This window comes from Streptomyces sp. C36, from assembly GCF_040932295.1.
GTDB classification, from domain to species: domain Bacteria; phylum Actinomycetota; class Actinomycetes; order Streptomycetales; family Streptomycetaceae; genus Streptomyces; species Streptomyces triculaminicus.
This window is the reverse complement of the sequence record NZ_JBFQGI010000002.1, coordinates 109,558-131,150: the sequence shown is the minus strand read 5'-3', so window position 1 is coordinate 131,150 and position 21,593 is coordinate 109,558. Positions and strand designations below refer to the sequence as shown.

Genomic DNA, 21,593 nt, shown 5'->3' with positions numbered 1-21,593 from the left:
CCCTGTTCCCGACGGAAGGCCCCAACGCTCTGGGCTGCGGATTTCATCCCGGCGCAACAAAACGGCCGGTCGGGTACGCGTCACATGCCGGGTACGTACTGGATCAGCAGATCGATGAGCTTGATCCCCACGAAGGGCGCGACGAGCCCGCCCAGCCCGTACAGGCCGAGGTTGCGGCGCAGCAGCGCGTGCGCGGAGGAAGGGGTGTAGCGCACGCCGCGCAGCGCCAGCGGGATCAGCGCGACGATGACGAGGGCGTTGAAGATGATCGCGGACGCGATGGCCGAGGTGGAGCTGTGCAGCCCCATGACGTTCAGCTTCTCCAGGCCCTCGTAGCCGGCCACGCCGCCGAACATCGCGGGGACGATCGCGAAGTACTTGGCCACGTCGTTGCAGATGGAGAAGGTGGTGAGCGCGCCACGGGTGATGAGCAGCTGCTTGCCGACCTCGACGATCTCGATGAGCTTGGTGGGGCTGGAGTCGAGGTCGACCATGTTCCCGGCCTCCTTGGCGGCCGGGGTACCGGTGTTCATGGCGACGCCGACGTCGGCCTGGGCGAGGGCGGGGGCGTCGTTGGTGCCGTCGCCGGTCATGGCGACGAGCTTGCCGCCGGCCTGCTCCTCGCGGATGCGGGCCAGCTTGGCCTCGGGTGTGGCCTCGGCGACGTAGTCGTCGACCCCGGCCTCCGCGGCGATGGCCCGGGCGGTGACGGGGTTGTCGCCGGTGACCATGATCGTCCTGATGCCCATGGCCCGCAGTTCCGCGAAGCGCTCCGCGATGCCGGGCTTGACGACGTCCTTGAGGTGGACGGCGCCCAGGATCCGTGCCCCCTCGGGGTCCTCGACCGCGACGAGCAGCGGGGTGCCGCCGGCCGCGGCGATGGAGTCGGCGAGCCGGCCGGCCTCCTCGGGCACGTGCCCGCCGCGCCGGTGGACCCACTGCGCGACCGCGGCGCCGGCGCCCTTGCGGATGCGGCAGAAGTCGCCGTCGAAGGCGAAGTCGACCCCGCTCATGCGGGTCTCGGCGGAGAAGGGCACGAAGCGGCCGTGGGCGAAGTCGCCGGCGGCGTGCCCGATGCCGTACCGCTCGGCGAGCGTGACGATGGAGCGGCCTTCGGGTGTCTCGTCGGACAGCGAGGCCAGTTGCGCCGCGTCGGCCAGGAGCTCGTGCGCGACGCCCTGGACGGGGTCGAAGGAGACGGCCTGGCGGTTGCCGAGGGTGATGGTGCCCGTCTTGTCCAGGATCAGCGTGTCGACGTCGCCCGCCGCCTCCACGGCCCGGCCCGAGAGGGCGATGACGTTGCGCTGGACGAGCCGGTCCATACCGGCGATGCCGATGGCGGAGAGCAGGGCGCCGATGGTGGTCGGGATCAGGGTGACGAGCAGCGCGACGAGCACCGTGATGCTCTGCGGCGCGCCCGACCAGCTCGCCATGGGCTGGAGCGAGACCACGGCCAGGATGAAGATCACGGTGAGCGAGGCGAGCAGGATGTTCAGCGCCAGCTCGTTGGGGGTCTTCTGCCGGCTGGTGCCCTCGACCAGCGCGATCATGCGGTCGAGGAACGTGTGGCCGACGCGCGAGGTGATCCGGACGACGATCCGGTCGGAGAGCACCGTGGTGCCGCCGGTGACGCTGGAACGGTCGCCTCCGGACCCCCGGACGACCGGGGCCGACTCGCCCGTGATGGCCGACTCGTCCACCGCCGCGACGCCGTCGACGACCTCGCCGTCGCCGGGGATCACCTCCCCCGCCGCCACGACCACGACGTCGTGCGGGCGCAGCTCCCCGGCCCGGACGCGCTCCTCCTCCCAGTCGCGCCGGTCCATGCCCACCCGCCAGGCGCGCAGCCGCCGGGCGGCGGTGACGCTCCGGGTCCGGCGCAGCGTCTCGGCCTGGGCCTTGCCGCGCCCTTCGGCGACGGCCTCGGCGAGGTTGGCGAAGACGACGGTGAGCCAGAGCCAGACGCTGATGAGCCAGGTGAAGACGGAGGGGTCCAGGACGGCGGAGAGCGTGGTGAGGGCGGAGCCCACCTCGACCACGAAGAGCACCGGGTGCTTGACCATCGCCCTCGGGTGCAGCTTGCGTAACGCGTCCGGGAAGGAGGCGATCAGCTGCCGTGGGTCGACGAGACCGCCGGAGACGCGGCGGTGGCGGCGCCGGGCGCCGGTGCCGGGCGTCGGCGGTACGAGGTCCTGTGCGGGGGCTTCGGGCGCCAGGTACGGCATCAGGGTGTGGCCTTCGGCGGTGTGGGCGGCAGGGAACGACCGCCTCAGCAAACCGCCTGAGGGCACGCCCCCGGCGTGCCCTTACGTGCCCTTGTCGCCCGACGGCCCCGGACTTACACGGTCTTTACGCCGCTGCCGGAACCGTTCGGGTGCGTGACGCCCGACGCGGGGTCTCAGCCGCGCGCGGCGGCGATCTGCCGCGACATGATCGTCGTCAGCTCGTAGGCCGCGTGCGAGGCCGCGACCGAGGTGATCTCGGCGTGGTCGTACGCGGGCGCGACCTCGACCAGGTCGGCGGAGACCAGGTTGCAGGAGGACAGACCGCGGATGATCTCCAGCAGCTCGCGGGAGGTCAGGCCGCCCGCCTCCGGCGTGCCGGTGCCGGGCGCGTGGGCCGGGTCCAGGACGTCGATGTCGATGGAGATGTACAGCGGGCGGTCGCCCACGCGCTGGCGCAGCTGGTCGGCGATCTCGTCGACGCCGCGGCGCATCACGTCCGCGGAGGTGACGATGCCGAAGCCCATCTTCTCGTCGTCGGTGAGGTCCTTCTTGCCGTACAGCGGGCCGCGCGTACCGACGTGGGAGAGCGCCTCGGTGTCGAGGATGCCCTCCTCGACGGCCCGGCGGAACGGCGTGCCGTGGGTGTACTCGGCGCCGAAGTACGTGTCCCAGGTGTCCAGGTGCGCGTCGAAGTGCAGCAGGGCGACGGGGCCGTGCTTCTTGGCCACCGAGCGCAGCAGCGGCAGGGCGATGGTGTGGTCGCCGCCGAGGGTCATCATGCGGGCGCCGGTGCCCAGCAGGTCGTCGGCCGCGGCCTCGATGGTCTCGACGGCCTCGTCGATGTTGAACGGGTTCGCGGCGATGTCGCCGGCGTCCGCCACCTGCGCGAGGGCGAAGGGCGAGGCGTCCTGGGCCGGGTTGTACGGGCGCAGCAGGCGCGAGGCCTCGCGGATGGCGTTGCCGCCGAAGCGGGCGCCCGGACGGTAGGAGACGCCGGTGTCGAACGGCACGCCGACGACGGCGACGTCGGCCGTGCCGACCTCGTCGAGGCGCGGCAGCCGGGCGAACGTCGCGGGGCCCGCGTAGCGCGGGATGCGGGAGGAGTCGACGGGGCCGCGCGGTTCACGGGGGGCGGGGGTGCTCATGCTGGGGCCTCTCGGATCACGGACGGGGCGCCGACGGGTCACGGTCACGTCAACGTCGGAGCGACTGCCATAGGACGTACCCGAGGGTAGGCAGGGAGGCGGATTCCGCACATGTACGGAAGTGAAGGGTCCGCCCGTTCATATGGACACGACGTCCATCGCGCTCAGCCGGGGGAGAATGAGCCCATGCCGATACCACCCAGCCGTACCGAGCTGATCGATCACCTCCTCCGTACGCGCATCGCGGGCCATGTGGCCACCCCCCGGGAGAACAACCTCGACCACTACCGCAGGCTCGCGCAGGGCGACCGGCTGTACTGGCTGGGCGTGGAACTCGGCGACCGGTGGACGGACGAGCAGGACGTGCTGGCCGTCATGGCCGAGCGCTGCGGCGTCAGCGACGACCTCGAGCACCGGGTGGGCCAGGACACGATCGACCCGGAGCTGACGGTGGCGGCGCTGGAGCGCGCGGCGACCCTCCTGCGCAAGGCGGCGGAGGACGGCAAGCGGGTGCTGTTCGCCACGGGCCACCCGGGCGGGCTGCTGGACGTGCACCGCACCACGGCCGCCGCGCTGCGGGCGGCGGGGTGCGAGATCGTCTCCATCCCCGGCGGGCTGCGGGCGGACGACGGCTCGGTCTACCAGGTCGCGGACGTGGCGGTGTACGAGCGCGGGGCCACCCTCTGGCACACCCACTCCCCCGCCCCCATGGCCGCCATCCTCGACGGCCTGCGGCTGCAGGGCCGCCCCCAGCCGGATCTGGTGGTCGCCGACCACGGCTGGGCGGGTTGCGCGGCGCAGCGCGGCATCGACGCGGTGGGCTTCGCCGACTCCAACGACCCCGCCCTCTTCCTCGCCGAGGCCGAGGGCGTCCTGCAGGTGGCGGTGCCGCTGGACGACCACGTCGTGGACCCGCGCTTCTACGAGCCGATGACGGCGTATCTGCTGGGCGCGGCGGGGCTGCTGTAGGCGCGGGGCCGTCCGGGTGGGGCCAGGGCCCGTGCCGACCCGTCGGCCACGCCCTAGGCCTCCTGCTTGCCCCAGCGGCCGTTCCAGCCCTTGACGGCCAGCCAGGAGCCGCCGTAGAGCACGGCGGCTTCGACGGCCCTCAGCGCCAGGCCCGATATCAGCCGGGCGCTGCCGGCGAGTTCGAGGATCTCGGAGTGCCAGAAGAACAGGAGGACGGCACCGAAGGCGATCACGGCCACCCCGGCGGTCATCAGCAGTGCTCGAACCACGTTGCTCATGGCTGTTCCTGTGCGCGGCATCCCGTACCCCTCCCGACACTGATCGACTTCAAGAGGGTACGAGGTCGTTCAGGCGCGCGGAACGCGGACGACGCCCTCCTGGATGACGGATACGGCCAGTTGCCCGTCCGCCGTGAAGATCCGGCCGCGCGCGAGCCCCCGGCCGCCCTGGGCGGTGGGGCTCTCCTGGTCGTAGAGCAGCCACTCGTCGGCCCTGAAGGGCCGGTGGAACCACATGGCGTGGTCCAGGCTCGCGCCGACGACGTCCCCGACGGCCCAGCCGCCGCGGCCGTGGGCGAGCAGCACGGAGTCCAGAAGCGTCATGTCGGAGACGTACGTGGCGAGGCAGATGTGCAGCATGGGGTCGTCGGCCAGTTTGCCGTTCGTCCGGAACCAAACCTGCGACTTCGGCTCACGCCGCTCGCCGACGCTGGCCAGCGGCGGCTCGTCCACGTACCGCAGGTCGACCGCGTCGCGCGCTTCCAGGATGCGCTCGACGACCTCGGGGCCGCCCAGGCGATCGGCGTAGTGGGGCAGCATCTCCGCGGCGGTGGGCAGGCTGAGCGGGTCCGGCGCCGGGGGCATGGGCTCCTGGTGCTCGAGCCCCTCCTCCTCGGTCTGGAAGGACGCGGAGAGGTGGAAGATCGGCTGCCCGTGCTGCACGGCGACGACGCGGCGGGTGGTGAAGGAGCGCCCGTCGCGGATGCGGTCCACGGTGTAGACGATGGGCACCCCGGGGTCGCCCGGGCGCAGGAAGTACGAGTGCAGCGAGTGGGCCCGCCGGTCGGCCGGCACCGTGCGCCCGGCGGCGACCAGGGCCTGCGCGGCGACCTGGCCGCCGAAGACGCGCGGCACGATGGTGGCGCGGCCGGCGGCGCCACGGAAGATGTTCTCCTCGATCGGCTCGAGGTCGAGCAGGCCGAGCAGGTCGTCGAGGGGGGTGAGGGGCTCGTTCGTCATCGGTCGCCCTACAGACCCATCGACTTGGCGACGATGGACCGCATGACCTCGCTCGTGCCGCCGTAGATGCGGCTGACGCGGGTGTCCGCGTACAGGCGGGCGATCGGGTACTCCATCATGTAGCCGTAGCCGCCGTGCAGCTGAAGGCACTTGTCGATGACGACGGCCGCACGCTCGGTGGTGAAGAGCTTGGCGGAGGCGGCGTCGGCGGCGGTCAGCTCGCCCGCGTCGTGCGCCTCCAGGGCCCGGTCCACGACCGCCTGCATCGCGTCGACCTCGGACCGGCAGTCGGCCAGCGTGAACTTGGTGTTCTGGAAGGACGCGACCGTCCGGCCGAAGACCGTCCGGTCCCGTACGTACTCCGTGGCGAACGCGACGGCCGCCGCCGACTGCGCGTACGCGCCGAACGCGATGCCCAGGCGCTCCTGCGGCAGGTTGTGCGTGAGGTAGGAGAATGCCTCGCCCTCCTTGCCCAGGAGGTCCTCGACGGGCACCTTGACGTCGGTGAAGGACAGTTCGGCGGTGTCGGAGGTCTTCAGGCCGAGCTTCTCCAGCTTGCGGCCGACCGCGTAGCCCTCGGAGGCGGTGTCGACGGCGAGGATCGAGATGCCGCCGCGGCGGTCCTCGGGGGTGGGCGGGGCGGTCCGGGCGCAGACGAGCACGCGGTCGGCGTGGACGCCGCCGGTGATGAAGGTCTTGGCGCCGTTGAGGACGTAGTGCGTGCCGTCCTCGGAGAGCCGGGCGGTGGTCTTCATGCCGGCCAGGTCGGATCCGGTGCCGGGCTCGGTCATGGCGATGGCGGTCATCATCTCGCCGGAGACGAAGGCCGGCAGCCAGCGCCGTTTCTGCTCCTCGTTCGCGTAGGCGAGGAGGTACGGCAGGCACAGCGCGGTGTGCACGCCCGCGCCGCCGAAGCTCACGCCCGCGCGGGCGCACTCCTCGGTGATGACGGCCTGGAACTTGAACGAGCTCTGGCCTGCGCCGCCGTACTCCTCGGGCACCTCGATGCCGAAGACGCCCAGCTCGCCGAGCGCGCGGTAGAAGTCGCGCGGCACGATGCCCGCCTCGCGCCACTCGTCGTAGTGGGGCACGACCTCGGCGGCGATGAAGTCCCGGATCGTCTCCCGGAAAGCCTCGTGGTCCTCGTTGAAGACGGTGCGGCGCATGACGGCTTCCCCTCCCGCTGTGTAAGCGCTTGCTCAGGCAAGCTACCGGCCGGTACCGGAGCTGTCCAGAACTTGTTGGCGCGATCGTGACGGTCCGCTTCGCGCCACATGCCGCCCGGCCGGGCGGTCAGGCCGAGAGCGTGGCGAGCGCGCCCAGCGCGAGGCGGCGCAGCAGCGCGGCCGTCGCCGCCCGGCTGGGCAGGGCGCCGGGGCGGCCGAGGTGGGGGGTGGAGTTCAGCAGCCCGAAGACGGCGTGGACGGCGGCCCGGGCCTCGGCCTCGGCGGCGTCCGGGTGCAGCCGGCGGACCACGTCGACCCACAGCTCGACGTACTGGCGCTGCAGGGAGCGGACCAGCTTGCGGTCGGTGTCGCGCAGCTGGCCCAGCTCGCGGTCGTGGAGCGTGATCAGCGCGCGGTCGTCGAGGGCGAAGTCGATGTGCCCGTCGATGAGCGCGTCGAGCACCTCGGCCGGGCCGGCCCCGGCCTCGGCGGCGTCGGCCACCCGCTGCCGGCCGCCCGCGAAGAGCCGGCCGCTGATGCCCACCAGCAGCTCGGCCAGCATCGCGTCCTTGCCCGCGAAGTGACGGTAGAGCCCGGGGCCGCTGATGCCGACCGCCGCTCCTATCTCGTCCACCCCGACGCCGTGGAAGCCGCGCTCGGCGAAGAGCCGGGCGGCCTCCCGGAGGATCTGCTCGCGGCGGGTGGGGGCGGGAGCCGCCTGGGGGCGGGCGGGTGCGTCTTTCACGAAATCGATTCTAGACAGCGGCGTTAGTGGTCGTTAACCTGAAGGCGGATGTGTTAACGCTCATTAACCGAGCAAGGGAGCTCGAGTACATGCAGCAGGCACCGGTGCTGGGGAGCGCCGCAGATCCGGCGTCCGACGCCTGGCGCGCCAACGAGGCCGCGCACCGCGAGCTGGTGGCGGGGCTGCGGGAGAAGCTGGCCGAGGCACGGCTGGGCGGCGGTGAAAGGGCCCGCGAGCGGCATGCCGCGCGCGGCAAGCTGCTGCCGCGCGACCGGGTGGACGCCCTGCTGGACCCCGGCTCGCCGTTCCTGGAGATCGCCCCCCTGGCGGCCGACGGGATGTACGGCGGCGCCGCCCCCGCGGCGGGGGTCATCGCGGGCATCGGCCGGGTCTCCGGCCGCGAGACGGTGATCGTCGCCAACGACGCCACCGTCAAGGGCGGCACGTATTACCCCATGACCGTCAAGAAGCACCTGCGCGCCCAGGAGATCGCCCTGGAGAACAGGCTCCCGTGCCTGTACCTCGTGGACTCCGGCGGCGCGTTCCTGCCCCTGCAGGACGAGGTCTTCCCCGACCGGGAGCACTTCGGCCGCATCTTCTACAACCAGGCCCGCATGTCCGGCGCCGGCATCCCGCAGATCGCCGCGGTCCTCGGCTCGTGCACGGCCGGCGGCGCCTACGTCCCCGCCATGAGCGACGAGGCCGTCATCGTGCGCGGCCAGGGCACCATCTTCCTGGGCGGGCCGCCGCTGGTGAAGGCCGCGACGGGCGAGGTCGTCACGGCCGAGGAGCTGGGCGGCGGCGAGGTTCACTCGAAGGTGTCGGGCGTCACCGACCATCTCGCCGAGGACGACGCCCACGCCCTGCGCATCGTGCGGACCATCGTCTCCACGCTCCCCGAGCGCGGGCCCCTGCCCTGGTCCGTGGAGTCGGCCGAGGAACCCGTGGCCGACCCCGCGGGGCTCTACGGCGCCGTCCCGGTGGACTCGCGCACGCCGTACGACGTGCGGGAGGTCATCGCCCGGGTCGTCGACGGCTCGCGCTTCGCCGAGTTCAAGGCCGAGTTCGGCCAGACCCTGGTGACGGGCTTCGCCCGCATCCACGGCCACCCCGTCGGCATCGTCGCCAACAACGGCATCCTCTTCTCCGAGTCCGCCCAGAAGGGCGCCCACTTCATCGAGCTGTGCGACCAGCGCGGCATCCCCCTGCTCTTCCTGCAGAACATCTCCGGCTTCATGGTCGGCCGGCAGTACGAGGCGGGCGGCATCGCCAAGCACGGCGCCAAGATGGTCACGGCCGTGGCGTGCGCCCGCGTGCCGAAGCTGACGGTCGTCATAGGTGGCTCCTACGGCGCGGGCAACTACTCCATGTGCGGCCGCGCCTATTCGCCGCGCTTCCTGTGGATGTGGCCCAACGCCAAGATCTCCGTCATGGGCGGCGAGCAGGCCGCCTCGGTCCTCGCGACCGTCAAGCGCGACCAGCTCGAGGCACGCGGCGAGCAGTGGAGCGCGGAGGACGAGGAGGCCTTCCGGGCCCCCGTCCGCGAGCAGTACGAAACCCAGGGCAACGCCTACTACGCGACCGCCCGGCTGTGGGACGACGGTGTCATCGACCCCCTGGAGACCCGGCAGGTGCTGGGCCTGGCCCTGACCGCCTGTGCCAACGCCCCTCTGGGCGAGCCCGGCTACGGCGTCTTCCGGATGTGAGGCGGAGCATGTTCGAGACTGTCCTTGTCGCCAACCGGGGCGAGATCGCCGTACGGGTCATCCGTACGCTGCGCGCCCTCGGCATCCGTTCCGTCGCCGTGTACAGCGACGCCGACGCCGGTGCCCGGCACGTCCGCGAGGCCGACACCGCGGTGCGCATCGGCCCGGCGGCCGCCTCCGAGAGCTATCTGTCCATCGAGCGGCTGCTGGACGCCGCCGCGCGCACCGGCGCCCAGGCCGTCCACCCCGGCTACGGCTTCCTCGCCGAGAACGCCGCCTTCGCCCGTGCCTGCGCCGGCGCCGGGCTCGCCTTCATCGGCCCGCCCGCCGAGGCCATCGAGCTGATGGGCGACAAGATCCGCGCCAAGGAGACGGTCCGGGCGGCGGGCGTGCCGGTCGTGCCCGGGTCCGTGGGCAGCGGCCTGAGCGACGAGCGGCTCGTCGAGGCCGCCCGGGAGATCGGCATGCCCGTGCTGCTGAAGCCGTCGGCCGGCGGCGGCGGCAAGGGCATGCGGCTCGTGCGCGACGAGGCGCTGCTCGGCGAGGAGATCGCCGCCGCCCGGCGCGAGGCGCGCGGCTCCTTCGGCGACGACACACTGCTGGTCGAACGCTGGGTCGACCGGCCCCGGCACATCGAGATCCAGGTGCTGGCGGACGGCCACGGCAACGTCATCCACCTCGGCGAGCGCGAGTGCTCGCTGCAGCGGCGGCACCAGAAGATCATCGAGGAGGCGCCGAGCGTCCTGCTGGACGAGCCGACGCGCGCGGCCATGGGCGAGGCGGCGGTGCAGGCGGCGCGGTCCTGCGGTTACGCGGGCGCGGGCACGGTGGAGTTCATCGTCCCCGGCGACGACCCCTCCTCCTACTACTTCATGGAGATGAACACCCGGCTGCAGGTCGAGCACCCCGTGACGGAGATGGTCACGGGCCTCGACCTGGTGGAGTGGCAGATCCGCGTCGCCTCCGGCGAGGTGCTGGGCCCCTCCCAGAAGGACGTGACGTTCTCCGGCCACGCCATCGAGGCCCGCGTCTGCGCGGAGACGGCGCGCGTGAGCGGCGACCGCGTCGACTTCCTGCCGTCGGCCGGCACCGTGCTCGCGCTGCGCGAGCCGGCGGGCGAGGGGATACGGGTCGACTCCGGCCTGGCCGAGGGCGGCGACGTGGGCACGTCGTACGACCCGATGCTCGCCAAGGTGATCGCCCACGGCCCCGACCGCGCCACCGCCCTGCGCCGCCTGCGGGCGGCTCTCGCCGGGACCACCGTCCTGGGTGTGGACACCAACGTGGGCTTCCTCCGACGCCTGCTGGCCCACCCGGACGTCGTCTCGGGCGACCTGGACACCGGCCTGGTGGACCGGGACGCCGCCTCCCTGGTGCCGGCCGACGTGCCGCGGGAGGTCTACGCCGCCGGGGCGCTGCGCGCCCAGGCCCGGCTGTCCGAGGAGCGGGCCGAAGGCCCCTCGGGCTGGGCGGACCCCTTCTCCGCGCCCAGCGGCTGGCGGCTGGGCGGCACCCCCGCCTGGACGCCCCACCACTTCCGCGTGCCGGGGCAGGCCCCGGTGACGGTCCGGGTGCGCGAGGGCGAGGTGGCCGTCGGCGAGGCCGGCCCGGCCGGCGCGAAGCTGCTGCCGGACCGGGGCGCCGGGATCGCCCTCGAGATCGACGGCGTCACCCACGCCTTCGCCCACGCGGTCGGCCCCCGGGGCACCTGGCTCGCCCGGGACGGCGACGCCTGGCACCTGACCCCCCACGACCCCGTGGCCGCCGCCCTCACCGGTGGCGGCGGCGCCGCCCACGCGGGCACGCTCACCGCCCCCATGCCCGGCACGGTCACCGTGGTCAAGGCGGCCGTCGGGGACGAGGTCGCCGCCGGCCAGAGCCTCCTCGTCGTCGAGGCGATGAAAATGGAGCACGTCATCGCCGCCCCCCACGCCGGCACCGTCACCGAGCTCGATGTGACCGCCGGCAGCACGGTGGCGATGGACCAGGTCCTGGCCGTCGTCACCCCGGCCGCGCCCCTGGAGGAATCATGATCGGCCAGCTGCCCATGGCCGTGCCCGACCCGGCCCTCCCCTCCCGCGTCCGCATCCACGAGGTGGGCCCCCGCGACGGCCTGCAGAACGAGAAGACGATCGTCCCGACGGAGGTCAAGGCGGAGTTCATCCGCCGGCTGGCGGCCGCCGGTCTCGACACCGTCGAGGCCACCAGCTTCGTGCACCCCCAGTGGGTGCCCCAGCTGGCCGACGCCGAGCAGCTGCTGCCGATGCTCGAGGGCGTCGGGGCCCGCCTTCCGGTGCTGGTGCCCAACCGGCGCGGTCTCGACCGCGCGCTCGCCCTCGGCGCCCGTGAGGTCGCCGTCTTCGGCAGCGTGACCGAGTCGTTCGCCAAGGCCAACCTCAACCGCACCGTCGACGAGTCGCTGGAGATGTTCGCCCCGGTCGTCGCGACGGCCCGCGAGGCCGGCCTCGGAGTGCGCGGCTATCTCTCCATGTGCTTCGGCGACCCGTGGGAGGGCGCCGTGCCGATCGAGCGGACGGTCCGCGTCGCCCGCCGCCTGCTCGACCTCGGCTGCGACGAGCTGAGCCTGGGCGACACCATCGGCGTGGCCACCCCAGGCCACGTCACGGCGCTGCTGACCGCGCTCAACGAGGCCGGCGTGCCCACCGACCGCCTCGCCGTGCACTTCCACGACACCTACGGCCAGGCCCTCGCGAACACCCTCGCCGCCCTGCGGCACGGCGTGAGCACGGTCGACGCCTCGGCCGGCGGCCTCGGCGGCTGCCCGTACGCCAAGAGCGCCACCGGCAATCTCGCCACCGAAGACCTCGTATGGATGCTCGACGGCCTCGGTGTCACCACCGGCGTCGATCTCGGCCGTCTCACCGCCACCAGCGTGTGGATGGCCCGCCAACTGGGCCGACCCAGCCCGTCCCGCACCGTCCGTGCCCTCTCCCACCAGGAGCCCTGAGCCATGTCGCTGGACCACCGCCTCTCCCCCGAGCACGAGGAACTCCGCCGCACCGTGGAGGAGTTCGCACACGATGTCGTAGCCCCGAAGATCGGCGACTTCTACGAGCGGCACGAGTTCCCGTACGAGATCGTGCGGGAGATGGGCCGCATGGGCCTGTTCGGGCTGCCGTTCCCCGAGGAGTACGGCGGCATGGGCGGGGACTATCTGGCCCTCGGGCTGGTCCTCGAGGAGCTCGCCCGGGTGGACTCCTCCGTGGCCATCACCCTCGAGGCGGGGGTCTCGCTCGGCGCGATGCCCATCTACCGATTCGGCACCGAGGAGCAGAAGCGGGAGTGGCTGCCGAAGCTCTGCTCCGGCGAGATGCTGGGCGCCTTCGGCCTGACCGAGCCCGACGGCGGCTCCGACGCGGGCGCCACCCGCACCACGGCCCGCCTGGACGAGGCCACCGGCGAATGGGTGATCAACGGCACCAAGTGCTTCATCACCAACTCCGGCACGGACATCACCGGCCTGGTCACCGTCACCGCCGTCACGGGCCGCAAGCCGGACGGCAAGCCCCTGATCTCCTCGATCATCGTGCCGTCCGGCACCCCGGGCTTCACGGTGGCGGCCCCCTACTCCAAGGTCGGCTGGAACGCCTCCGACACCCGCGAGCTGTCCTTCTCCGACGTCCGGGTGCCGGCCGCCAACCTGCTGGGCGAGCGGGGCCGCGGCTACGCCCAGTTCCTGCGGATACTGGACGAGGGCCGTATCGCGATCTCCGCCCTGGCCACGGGCCTGGCCCAGGGCTGCGTCGACGAGTCCCTGTCGTACGCGAAGACCCGCGAGGCCTTCGGCCGGCCGATCGGCTCCAACCAGGCCATCCAGTTCAAGATCGCCGATATGGAGATGCGGGCCCACACCGCCCGGATCGCCTGGCGCGACGCGGCCTCCCGCCTTGTGCACGGCGAGCCGTTCAAGAAGGAGGCGGCGCTGGCCAAGCTCTACTCCTCCGAGATCGCGGTCACCAACGCCCGCGAGGCCACCCAGATCCACGGCGGCTACGGCTTCATGAACGAATACCCGGTCGCCCGGATGTGGCGGGACTCCAAGATCCTCGAGATCGGCGAGGGCACGAGCGAGGTCCAGCGCATGCTGATCGCCCGCGAGCTGGGGCTCACGTACTGACCGCCCGGGCGGGAACCCTCCCCCCGCCCGGCCCGACCCGCCTCCCGGGCCCCACCCGCCTTCCGGGCCCGGCCCACCCCGGCCCGGGCTGCCCTGCTCCGGCCCTGCCCGGCCCGGACCGGCAAATCAGGCGATCTTCAGACGTTTGCAGCTGATTCACCTCACATTTCCTGGATTCCCTGCCCGAAATCGGGCAGGATTCTTGCGAATGCTCTCCGTAGCCCTCAGTATCGACGGGTGCTCGAACGCCGTATGCCCCATGACGACCTGGTCGACCACCTGGTGCGCAGCACGCCGCTTCAGCGCGGCGAGGCTGCCCGGGTGGTCCTGGACGTGCTGGCGTACTTCGACGAGACGGCCGAGGAGTTCGTCCGCCGCCGCCACCGCGAGTTGCAGTCCGGCGGGCTGAACAACACGGAGATCTTCGAGCGGATCGCCGCGGAGCTGCCGCACCGCGCCGTGGCACCACCCGAGCTCTCACTGCGGCAACTGCGTCGCATCGTCTACGGCTGAACCGGCAGCCGGGACGGAAACGGTGAGGCGGCCCCGCACGGCCGCCTCATCGCTTCCACCGTCGTCGTCGCCTCCGGGCGCCACTGATCGTTTACCTGGGAGGGTCACCTATGTGTGGAATCGTCGGATACATCGGCAAGCGTGACGTCGCTCCGCTGCTGCTGGAGGGCCTGCAGCGGCTGGAGTACCGCGGCTACGACTCCGCGGGCATAGCCCTGCACGCCAGCGGCAAGACCGGCGGCCTGAAGTCCGCCAAGGCCAAGGGCCGCGTCCGCGAGCTGGAGGCCCGCCTCCCCAAGCGCTTCGCCGGCACCACCGGCATCGCCCACACCCGCTGGGCCACCCACGGCGCCCCGAACGACGTCAACGCCCACCCGCACCTGGACGCGGAGGAGAAGGTCGCCGTCGTCCACAACGGCATCATCGACAACGCCTCCGACCTGCGCGCCAAGCTGACGGCCGAGGGCTTCGTCTTCGTCTCCGACACCGACACCGAGGTCCTCGCCCACCTCATCGCCCGCTCCGAGGCCGGCACGCTGGAGGAGAAGGTCCGCGAGGCGGTCAAGCACATCGAGGGCACGTACGGCATCGCCGTCCTGCACGCCGACTTCCCGGACCGCATCGTCGTCGCCCGCAACGGCTCCCCCGTGGTGCTGGGCATCGGCGAGAAGGAGATGTTCGTCTCCTCCGACGTCGCCGCCCTGGTCAGCCACACCCGCCAGGTCGTCACCCTCGACGACGGCGAGATGGCCACCCTGCGCGCCGACGACTACCGCACGTACACCACCGAGGGCTCCTCCACCTCGGCCCAGCCGACCACCGTGGAGTGGGAGGCCGAGTCGTACGACATGGGCGGCCACGACACGTACATGCACAAGGAGATCCACGAGCAGGCCGACGCCGTGGACCGCGCGCTGCGCGGCCGCATCGACGACCGCTTCTCCACCGTGCACCTGGGCGGCCTGAACCTCGACGCCCGCGACGCCCGCGCGGTGCGCCGGGTCAAGATCCTCGGCTGCGGCACCTCGTACCACGCCGGCCAGATCGGCGCCCAGATGATCGAGGAGCTGGCCCGCATCCCCGCGGACGCCGAGCCGGCCTCCGAGTTCCGCTACCGCAACCCGGTCGTGGACCCCGACACCCTCTACATCGCCGTCTCCCAGTCCGGCGAGACCTACGACGTCCTCGCCGCCGTCCAGGAGCTCAAGCGCAAGGGCGCCCGCGTCCTGGGCCTGGTGAACGTGGTCGGCTCGGCGATCGCCCGCGAGACCGACGGCGGCATCTACGTGCACGCCGGCCCCGAGGTCTGCGTGGTCTCCACCAAGTGCTTCACCAACATGGTGGTCTCCTTCGGCCTGCTCGCCCTGCACCTGGGCCGCACCCGCGACCTGTCCGTCGCCGACGGCAAGCGGATCATCGAGGGCCTGCGCAAGCTGCCCGGCCAGATCGAGGAGATCCTGGCGAACGAGGCGCAGATCGAGGAGCTGGCCAAGGAGTACGCCGAGGCCAAGTCGATGATGTTCATCGGCCGCGTCCGGGGCTACCCGGTGGCCCGCGAGGCCTCGCTGAAGCTGAAGGAGGTCTCGTACATCCACGCCGAGGCCTACCCGGCCTCCGAGCTCAAGCACGGCCCGCTGGCCCTGATCGAGCCCGCCATGCCGACCGTCGCGATCGTCCCGAACGACGAGCTGCTGGAGAAGAACCGCGCCGCGCTCGAGGAGATCAAGGCCCGCAGCGGCCGCATCCTCGCCGTCGCGCACCAGGAGCAGGAGAAGGCCGACCACACGATCGTGGTGCCGAAGAACGAGGACGAGCTCGACGCCATCCTCATGGGCATCCCGCTGCAGCTCTTCGCCTACTACACGGCGAAGGCCATGGGCCGCGACATCGACAAGCCGCGCAACCTGGCGAAGTCCGTCACGGTCGAGTAGTCACGGCCGGGCGGTCCCGCCCCGGTCCGCCCCCGGCGGACCCCCAAGCCCTCTCGGACCTGTCCGCACCTGTCCGCGACAGGTACGAGAGGACGGCCCTCCCCACGCGTGCCACCACGCGCGCGGGGAGGGCCGCCTCCCCTGCGCCGGCGTCGCCCTCACACCGGCGGTGATGCCACCGGTCCCGGGAACCGTCACCTCCCGTCCGGCGGCACGACAGCGTCGTGTGCCGGAGACCTACCCGCACCCGGGGCACGAGCCACCTCTACGCGTGAGTAGATTTCGCGGCTCGTCAAGGCAACTGTCAAAGCGACCGCCAAGGCGCGCGTCAAGACGCGCCCAACGCCGGATTCGACGCCATCGACCTTTTGGCGCACGGGAGTTGACATGCCTCCGGGGCATGTCCGGTCGCTCTACGGGATGACCACGACCGGCCGCTGGGCGCGCCGCGCCAGCCGGCCCGCCACCGAGCCGAAGATCCGGCCGACCAGACCGTGCGTGGAGCCCACCACGATCGCGTCCGCCGCGTACTCCCGGCCGACCTCTTCGAGCTCATGGCAGATGTCCCCGCCACGCTCCACAAGAATCCAGGGCACTTCGGACAAATAGTCCGCGCAGGCGAGTTCCAGGCCCAGCACCTCGGTGCGGTGATCGGGAACGTCCACGAAGACCGGCGGCTCACAGCCGGCCCACACCGTCGTCGGCAGCCGGTTGGCCACATGCACGATGATCAGGCCCGAGCCGGAACGGCGGGCCATCCCGATTGCATACGCAAGCGCTCGCTCGCTCGACATGGAACCGTCGAAGCCCACCACGACGCCATGCTGGAACGCCGGATCGCAGGAATGACGTGTTTCTTCCGCCGCTTCGGGATGCGCCGTCTGATCGGCGATCCGCTTGCGGTCCGCGGGTTCGGAGAATTCGTGACCGGCCATCGGTGTCTCGGCGAAGGAAGCCTCGTGTCGAGGGGGATCGGCGGTGGACTGGTTGGAGTTGTCGGGGGGCACGCCCTCGGATGGATCATGGACGGCCAAATCCGTCCGGGATTCATCTTTTCAAGTGCTTACCCCCAGGGTACGGCGACACTGCCTGCCTGCCCAGAGGCCGCCGCACGGGAACGAGCCCCCGTGGGCGTTCCCCGGAGCATGCACGAGCGCGGCGCGTAGCGCAATGGCCCCGGCTCTACTCACTGGTACCCACTCCCCAGTGACCCAGGCCCCCGGGCCGCCGTTGTAGTACCGCGTACCACCTCCAGCAGCCGCCAGCAGGGAGCCGCTCGTGCCCGGAACCCGTGATGACGCCCGCGAGGACACCTCCGAGGGGCAGTCCCCCGATCCGGTGAGCGACGTGGTCCGCTGGGCGGCGTTCAGCTGCGTCCTGGTTCCGGTCGTCCTGCTGATGTGCGGTCAGTCCTTCGGCGGCGCGGCCGGCACCGCGGCCGGTCTGGTGGCTCTCACCTCCGTCTGTCACGCCCTCCTGCGCCAGTCGGCGCGCACCGCCGCGAGAGTCTCCTCGGAACAGTCGATTCCGCACCGCGGCAGGCGCGGCCGGACGGGCGGCGGAAGCCATCGCGGGGCGCGTCATCCGGGCTCCTGATCCCCCCTCGACGGACCCTCTCGCACGCCTGCACCCGTAGGTTTTCAGCCAAGTTCGGCCCGAACTTCACACCTTGGCCAAAGAGCCCTCCAACAGCCGGTCGACCAGCAAGGAAACGGGCCTGCAGGGCGGTTGCCGCCTACGGACAGAGGGCATGGGCGAGAGGCGTACTTTTCACCGGGGCCTGCAAGTGCAACGCTTCGTGATCGAACGCTTCGCGCCAAGTTGTCATGTCGACTTAGAGGCGGGTGGTGAACTGGTCACCGCGTCTCCAAACGACGCAGTAGATTCGATCTTGGCCATGACCGGCGGGGGAACCGTTCAGGACCGAGGGGAAACGTGCAGGACCGAGAGGACTCGACCGCCGAGGGGGGCTTAGCGCCATGAGCCAGGACTCCACGACCGCACCGGAGGCCGCGCGTAAGCTCTCCGGACGCCGCCGCCGGGAGATCGTCGCCGTACTTCTTTTCAGCGGCGGCCCCATCTTCGAAAGCTCCATTCCGCTCTCCGTGTTCGGGATCGACCGACAGGACGCAGGAGTTCCCCGCTACCGATTGCTGGTGTGCGCGGGCGAAGATGTGCCATTGCGAACGACCGGCGGCCTGGAATTGACCGCACCGTACGGCCTGGAGGCACTCTCCAGGGCCGGCACCGTAGTCGTACCGGCCTGGCGGTCGATCACCCAGCCGCCACCGGCCGCCGCACTCGACGCGCTGCGCCGGGCCCATGAAGAGGGGGCCCGCATCGTCGGGCTGTGCACCGGGGCCTTCGTACTGGCCGCCGCCGGCCTGCTCGACGGCAGGCCCGCCACCACCCACTGGATGTACGCGCCCACGCTCGCCAAGCGCTATCCGTCGGTCCATGTGGACCCCCGGGAGCTCTTCGTGGACGACGGCGACGTACTGACGTCCGCGGGCACCGCGGCAGGCATCGATCTGTGCCTGCACATCGTCCGCACCGACCACGGCGCCGACGCCGCGGGGGCCCTGGCCCGCCGCCTCGTCGTGCCACCGCGCCGCAGCGGAGGACAGGAGCGCTACCTCGACAGGTCTTTACCGGAGGAGATCGGCGCCGACCCGCTCGCCGAGGTCGTCGCCTGGGCGCTGGAGCACCTCCACGAGCAGTTCGACGTGGAGACCCTGGCCGCCCGCGCGTATATGAGCCGTCGCACGTTCGACCGACGGTTCCGCTCGCTCACCGGGAGCGCCCCGCTGCAGTGGCTGATCACTCAGCGGGTGCTGCAGGCGCAGCGGCTCCTGGAGACCTCGGACTATTCCGTGGACGAGGTCGCCGGGCGCTGCGGCTTCCGTTCGCCGGTGGCCCTGCGCGGCCACTTCCGCCGGCAGCTGGGATCCTCCCCCGCCGCCTACCGGGCCGCCTACCGGGCGCGCCGGCCGCAGAGCGGGCCGGAGCGCGTGGAGCGGAGCGAGCGGGCGGAGCGTGTGGAGCGGAGCGAGCGCGGGGACCGGTTCGACCGGCCGGATCCCGTCGAGCACCGTTCCGGCGAGCCGTCGCTCATGGGGATGCGGCGCACGGCCATGGCTCCGGCCGCGCACGCGGTGACGGGTGCGCCCCTGGGCAGCCCGCCGCCGCACGTCGGCCACGGAGGTCATATGGGCCACACCGGTCACGGCGGAAGTCATGGGATGAACCCCAATGACTCCGGCAAATCGGATGCCGACCTCTACGCTCCACGCCTGCCCGGTCAGCGGGAGCGCCCCGTAGGGTGAGACGTATGAACGATCGCATGGTGTGGATCGACTGCGAGATGACCGGGCTCTCGCTGTCGGCCGACGCGCTCATCGAGGTGGCCGCCCTGGTCACCGACTCTGAGCTGAACATCCTCGGGGACGGCGTGGACATCGTCATCCGCCCGCCCGCCGAGGCCCTCGCCACCATGCCCGAGGTGGTGCGCCAGATGCACACGGCCTCCGGGCTGCTCACGGAGCTGGACGGCGGGACGACGCTCGAGGAAGCGGAGCGTCAGGTCCTGGAGTACGTCCGTGAGCACGTCCCGGAGGCGGGCAAGGCCCCGCTGTGCGGAAACTCGGTCAGCACCGACCGTGGATTCCTGCTGCGGGACATGCCCGCCCTGGAGGGTCACCTGCACTACCGGATCGTGGACGTGTCCTCGGTGAAGGAGCTGGCCCGCCGCTGGTTCCCGCGCGCCTACTTCAGCAGCCCCAAGAAGACCGGCAACCACAGGGCACTGTCCGACATCCGCGAATCGATCGCCGAGCTCCGCTACTACCGCGAGGCGATCTTCGTGCCGCAGCCCGGTCCGGACTCCGACACGGCGAAGGCCATCGCGGCCAAACACGTCCTGCCCGTCCAGGCGTAAAGACGCAGCCAGGCATAGTGACGCAGCTCGCTCCCGGCACGGCGAAAGCTGGGAGCGAGCACCCCTCCGGACCCTGTACACTTTTTCTCGGCCGGTAAGAAACACGGAAACAAACACCGGACATGGTGGGTATAGCTCAGTCGGTAGAGCACCTGGTTGTGGTCCAGGATGTCGCGGGTTCGAGTCCCGTTACTCACCCTGATGGAGAGCCCGGTTCGCGTAAGCGGACCGGGCTCTTATCGTTTTGTAGCCCTCACGGGTGATGCACGGCGCGGCCAGGGGAAGTTCGGCGTCGGTCCGGGGAATGCTCAGGTGCCGACACCGGACGAAGGGTCATGATCGATGGCAACGGGCACAGTGAAGTGGTTCAACGCCGACAAGGGCTTCGGCTTCATCCAGCAGGACGACAACGGGCCGGATGTGTTCGTCCACTTCTCCGCCATCCAGAGCGCGGGCTTCAGGGAACTGCACGAGGGCGACAAGGTCAGCTACGACGTCACCCAGGGACCGAAGGGACCGCAGGCTGAGAACGTCAACGTCGAGAGGTGACCCCGGCCTGGCCGAGCGGTCCCTACCGGCGCCGGGCGCTGGTCCTCGCGGTCGCCGCCGCGCTCCTCCTCGTCGTGAGCGTGCTCGACGGCTGCGCCCGGGACGGCGGTGACGACGACGCCGGGCACCACGGGCGGACCACGGTCACCATCGGCACCTTCGGTGTCTTCGGCTACCGCCAGGCCGGGCTCTACGAGGAGTACGAGCGGCTGCACCCGGACGTCGTCGTCAAGGAAAGCGTCATCGAACGCAACGACGCCTACTACCCGCAGCTGCTCACCCACCTCGCGGCCGGCAGCGGCCTCGCCGACATCCAGGCCATGGAGGTGGGAAACATCCACGAGGTGGCGGCCGCCCAGGGCCGCCTCTTCGAGGACCTGTCCCGGGCGAAGGGCGTCCGGCGGGCGGACTGGCTGCCGTGGAAGTGGGCGCAGGCCACCACCCCGGACGGCCGGACCATCGGCCTCGGCACGGACATCGGGCCGATCGCCATCTGCTACCGCAAGGACCTCTTCCGGCGGGCCGGGCTGCCCACCGACCGGGAGGCGGTCGGCCGGCTGTGGGCCGGCGACTGGCAGAAGTACATCGACACCGGCAAGGCCTACGCCCGGCGGGCCCCGGCCGGCACGGTCTTCACCGACTCGGCGGCCGGAATCTACAACGCCTCGGTCCACGCCTATCCCGAGCGCTACTACGACCGCTCCGGCCGGCCCGTCCACACGGACTCCCCCGCGGTCAGGACGTCCTGGGACCTGGCCGTGCAGGCGGTGCGCGCCGGGCTGACGGCCCGCCTCAAGCAGTTCGAGAAGCCCTGGGACCAGGCCTTCGCGAACGGCCGCTTCGCCACCGTCGCCTGCCCGCCCTGGATGCTCGGCTACATCAAGGAGAAGTCGGGCGCGGCCGGCCGGGGCGCGTGGGACGTGGCCGCGGCCCCCCGGCCCGCCAACTGGGGCGGCTCCTTCGTCACGGTGCCGAAGGCCGCCCGGCACAGGGCGGCCGCGATCGAGCTGGCCGTCTGGCTGACCGCCCCCGCCCAGCAGGCCCGGCTCTTCGAACGGCAGGCGAGCATCCCCTCCACCCCGGCCTCGTACGCCATGCCCGCGGTCAGGGACGCGCGGAACCCCTACTTCGGCGACGCCCCCATCGGGCGGATCTTCACCACGGCCGCGCGGTCGGTGCCCCTGCTGGTCTTCGGCCCGAGGGAGCAGCAGATCGGCACGGCGTTCACCGACATCGGCATCGCCCAGGTCGAACAGCAGGGCAGGTCCCCCGCGGCCGGCTGGGCGGCGGCGCAGAAGGAGATCAAGAACGCGGTGGACGAGTGACCGCCA

19 protein-coding genes and 1 tRNA gene are annotated in these 21,593 nt (G+C 71.7%); 13 read left to right on the top strand and 7 right to left on the bottom strand.

Translation table 11 applies throughout. The annotated features are described in order from the left end of the window. Positions 1 to 80: 80 nt before the first annotated feature. Together kdpB and speB are read right to left on the bottom strand one after the other, a co-directional pair. Positions 81 to 2,225: a potassium-transporting ATPase subunit KdpB gene (kdpB, locus tag AB4K12_RS06125; protein ID WP_368433250.1), complete on the bottom strand. Its 2,145-nt coding sequence runs from the start codon at positions 2,223 to 2,225 to the stop codon at positions 81 to 83. Positions 2,226 to 2,398: 173 nt separating this feature from the next. Beyond that, positions 2,399 to 3,370 carry an agmatinase gene (gene speB / locus AB4K12_RS06120; RefSeq protein WP_086567368.1) on the bottom strand — a complete coding sequence of 324 codons (972 nt, stop codon included), beginning with the start codon at positions 3,368 to 3,370 and terminating at the stop codon, positions 2,399 to 2,401. Between the two features lie 186 nt (positions 3,371 to 3,556). Between speB and AB4K12_RS06115 the strand changes: the two genes are divergently transcribed. Next, positions 3,557 to 4,339: a phosphatase gene (locus AB4K12_RS06115; protein WP_368433249.1), complete on the top strand. Its 783-nt coding sequence runs from the start codon at positions 3,557 to 3,559 to the stop codon at positions 4,337 to 4,339. A gap of 53 nt (positions 4,340 to 4,392) precedes the next feature. Here the strand turns inward: AB4K12_RS06115 and AB4K12_RS06110 are convergent, their stop codons facing one another. The 4 genes from AB4K12_RS06110 to AB4K12_RS06095 form a co-directional block, all read right to left on the bottom strand. After that, positions 4,393 to 4,617: a hypothetical protein gene (locus tag AB4K12_RS06110; protein WP_368433248.1), complete on the bottom strand. Its 225-nt coding sequence runs from the start codon at positions 4,615 to 4,617 to the stop codon at positions 4,393 to 4,395. A 69-nt stretch (positions 4,618 to 4,686) separates the two neighbouring features. Beyond that, complete coding sequence (gene tesB, locus AB4K12_RS06105) at positions 4,687 to 5,577, bottom strand: acyl-CoA thioesterase II (RefSeq protein WP_368433247.1); 891 nt, start codon at positions 5,575 to 5,577, stop codon at positions 4,687 to 4,689. An 8-nt stretch (positions 5,578 to 5,585) separates the two neighbouring features. Next, positions 5,586 to 6,743, bottom strand: coding sequence for an acyl-CoA dehydrogenase family protein (locus AB4K12_RS06100; RefSeq protein ID WP_368433246.1), 1,158 nt, complete (start codon positions 6,741 to 6,743; stop codon positions 5,586 to 5,588). A 127-nt stretch (positions 6,744 to 6,870) separates the two neighbouring features. Beyond that, positions 6,871 to 7,488: a TetR/AcrR family transcriptional regulator gene (locus tag AB4K12_RS06095; RefSeq protein ID WP_362257889.1), complete on the bottom strand. Its 618-nt coding sequence runs from the start codon at positions 7,486 to 7,488 to the stop codon at positions 6,871 to 6,873. Between the two features lie 89 nt (positions 7,489 to 7,577). Between AB4K12_RS06095 and AB4K12_RS06090 the strand changes: the two genes are divergently transcribed. The 6 genes from AB4K12_RS06090 to glmS all read left to right on the top strand — a co-directional run bounded on the left by AB4K12_RS06090 (position 7,578) and on the right by glmS (position 15,776). Continuing rightward, positions 7,578 to 9,194 carry a carboxyl transferase domain-containing protein gene (locus AB4K12_RS06090; protein WP_368433245.1) on the top strand — a complete coding sequence of 539 codons (1,617 nt, stop codon included), beginning with the start codon at positions 7,578 to 7,580 and terminating at the stop codon, positions 9,192 to 9,194. A gap of 8 nt (positions 9,195 to 9,202) precedes the next feature. Next, positions 9,203 to 11,227: a biotin carboxylase N-terminal domain-containing protein gene (locus AB4K12_RS06085; protein ID WP_368433244.1), complete on the top strand. Its 2,025-nt coding sequence runs from the start codon at positions 9,203 to 9,205 to the stop codon at positions 11,225 to 11,227. Continuing rightward, positions 11,224 to 12,162, top strand: a complete 939-nt coding sequence (locus AB4K12_RS06080; RefSeq protein WP_368433243.1) for a hydroxymethylglutaryl-CoA lyase — start codon at positions 11,224 to 11,226, stop codon at positions 12,160 to 12,162. Before AB4K12_RS06085 ends, AB4K12_RS06080 begins: the two co-directional genes overlap by 4 nt. Before the next feature lie 9 nt (positions 12,163 to 12,171). Next, a complete protein-coding gene (locus AB4K12_RS06075; RefSeq protein WP_368433815.1) occupies positions 12,172 to 13,332 on the top strand; it encodes an acyl-CoA dehydrogenase family protein in 1,161 nt (386 codons plus the stop codon). A gap of 237 nt (positions 13,333 to 13,569) precedes the next feature. After that, positions 13,570 to 13,845, top strand: a complete 276-nt coding sequence (locus AB4K12_RS06070; RefSeq protein WP_086574229.1) for a hypothetical protein — start codon at positions 13,570 to 13,572, stop codon at positions 13,843 to 13,845. Between the two features lie 110 nt (positions 13,846 to 13,955). Further along, positions 13,956 to 15,776, top strand: coding sequence for a glutamine--fructose-6-phosphate transaminase (isomerizing) (gene glmS / locus AB4K12_RS06065; RefSeq protein ID WP_368433242.1), 1,821 nt, complete (start codon positions 13,956 to 13,958; stop codon positions 15,774 to 15,776). A 413-nt stretch (positions 15,777 to 16,189) separates the two neighbouring features. On the opposite strand, the gene AB4K12_RS06060 is transcribed toward glmS, so the two are convergent. After that, a complete protein-coding gene (locus AB4K12_RS06060; protein WP_071965807.1) occupies positions 16,190 to 16,711 on the bottom strand; it encodes a universal stress protein in 522 nt (173 codons plus the stop codon). A gap of 343 nt (positions 16,712 to 17,054) precedes the next feature. On the opposite strand from AB4K12_RS06060, the gene AB4K12_RS06055 reads away from it, so the two are divergent. The 6 genes from AB4K12_RS06055 (at position 17,055) to AB4K12_RS06030 (ending at position 21,587) form a co-directional block, all read left to right on the top strand. Further along, on the top strand, positions 17,055 to 17,372 hold the full coding sequence (locus AB4K12_RS06055) for a hypothetical protein (RefSeq protein ID WP_362257872.1): 318 nt from the start codon (positions 17,055 to 17,057) through the stop codon (positions 17,370 to 17,372). A 383-nt stretch (positions 17,373 to 17,755) separates the two neighbouring features. Continuing rightward, positions 17,756 to 19,102: a helix-turn-helix domain-containing protein gene (locus tag AB4K12_RS06050; RefSeq protein ID WP_368433241.1), complete on the top strand. Its 1,347-nt coding sequence runs from the start codon at positions 17,756 to 17,758 to the stop codon at positions 19,100 to 19,102. A 5-nt stretch (positions 19,103 to 19,107) separates the two neighbouring features. Further along, a complete protein-coding gene (orn, locus tag AB4K12_RS06045) occupies positions 19,108 to 19,713 on the top strand; it encodes an oligoribonuclease (protein WP_086573831.1) in 606 nt (201 codons plus the stop codon). Positions 19,714 to 19,838: 125 nt separating this feature from the next. Then, a tRNA-His gene (locus AB4K12_RS06040) sits at positions 19,839 to 19,911 on the top strand. A 144-nt stretch (positions 19,912 to 20,055) separates the two neighbouring features. Then, a complete protein-coding gene (locus AB4K12_RS06035) occupies positions 20,056 to 20,262 on the top strand; it encodes a cold-shock protein (protein WP_368433240.1) in 207 nt (68 codons plus the stop codon). Then, a complete protein-coding gene (locus AB4K12_RS06030; protein WP_368433239.1) occupies positions 20,259 to 21,587 on the top strand; it encodes an extracellular solute-binding protein in 1,329 nt (442 codons plus the stop codon). Before AB4K12_RS06035 ends, AB4K12_RS06030 begins: the two co-directional genes overlap by 4 nt. The last annotated feature ends 6 nt before the right edge of the window (positions 21,588 to 21,593 follow it).

Excerpts from the sequence above, each read along its gene's own strand:
- kdpB (WP_368433250.1), bottom strand. The coding sequence starts at position 2,225 with ATGCCGTACCTGGCGCCCGAAGCCCCCGCACAGGACCTCGTACCGCCG.
- speB (WP_086567368.1), bottom strand. The coding sequence starts at position 3,370 with ATGAGCACCCCCGCCCCCCGTGAACCGCGCGGCCCCGTCGACTCCTCC.
- AB4K12_RS06115 (WP_368433249.1), top strand. The coding sequence starts at position 3,557 with ATGCCGATACCACCCAGCCGTACCGAGCTGATCGATCACCTCCTCCGT.
- AB4K12_RS06110 (WP_368433248.1), bottom strand. The coding sequence starts at position 4,617 with ATGAGCAACGTGGTTCGAGCACTGCTGATGACCGCCGGGGTGGCCGTG.
- tesB (WP_368433247.1), bottom strand. The coding sequence starts at position 5,577 with ATGACGAACGAGCCCCTCACCCCCCTCGACGACCTGCTCGGCCTGCTC.
- AB4K12_RS06100 (WP_368433246.1), bottom strand. The coding sequence starts at position 6,743 with ATGCGCCGCACCGTCTTCAACGAGGACCACGAGGCTTTCCGGGAGACG.
- AB4K12_RS06090 (WP_368433245.1), top strand. The coding sequence starts at position 7,578 with ATGCAGCAGGCACCGGTGCTGGGGAGCGCCGCAGATCCGGCGTCCGAC.
- AB4K12_RS06085 (WP_368433244.1), top strand. The coding sequence starts at position 9,203 with ATGTTCGAGACTGTCCTTGTCGCCAACCGGGGCGAGATCGCCGTACGG.
- AB4K12_RS06080 (WP_368433243.1), top strand. The coding sequence starts at position 11,224 with ATGATCGGCCAGCTGCCCATGGCCGTGCCCGACCCGGCCCTCCCCTCC.
- glmS (WP_368433242.1), top strand. The coding sequence starts at position 13,956 with ATGTGTGGAATCGTCGGATACATCGGCAAGCGTGACGTCGCTCCGCTG.
- AB4K12_RS06060 (WP_071965807.1), bottom strand. The coding sequence starts at position 16,711 with ATGGCCGGTCACGAATTCTCCGAACCCGCGGACCGCAAGCGGATCGCC.
- AB4K12_RS06050 (WP_368433241.1), top strand. The coding sequence starts at position 17,756 with ATGAGCCAGGACTCCACGACCGCACCGGAGGCCGCGCGTAAGCTCTCC.
- orn (WP_086573831.1), top strand. The coding sequence starts at position 19,108 with ATGAACGATCGCATGGTGTGGATCGACTGCGAGATGACCGGGCTCTCG.
- AB4K12_RS06035 (WP_368433240.1), top strand. The coding sequence starts at position 20,056 with ATGGCAACGGGCACAGTGAAGTGGTTCAACGCCGACAAGGGCTTCGGC.